Raw genomic sequence first — 256 nt, 5'->3', positions numbered from 1 at the left:
CGGAAATTGTTGCGATAGCGCCAGTCCCAGACGGGCGAACCGCCGACGATATCGGGCGCCATCGACGGCTGCTCCCGGTCCTGCGCGACCTGTTCGGCATAGTTCAGGTCTTCGGGCTTGGGCGCGTCAGCCTGCGCGGAGGCGCCCCAAAGGCCGAAGCCGCACGCCAGCGCGAGGGCCAGCGCCCGGGGGGCCAAATACGTTTTGGATAATGAATTGAGGCTCATTTGCACACCTAACATGTCTGAAGACAACA

1 protein-coding gene is annotated in these 256 nt (G+C 62.9%); it reads right to left on the bottom strand.

Annotated elements, in window-relative coordinates:
• Positions 1 to 227: hypothetical protein (locus tag JI667_RS22260; protein ID WP_206858703.1), on the bottom strand; the 227-nt coding region annotated here is incomplete at its 3' end.
• Positions 228 to 256: the final 29 nt, after the last annotated feature.

It is taken from the genome of Bacillus sp. NTK074B (assembly GCF_017303375.1).
Lineage (GTDB): Bacteria > Bacillota > Bacilli > Bacillales > Bacillaceae_B > Rossellomorea.
This window is presented reverse-complemented; position numbering and strand designations above follow the sequence as displayed.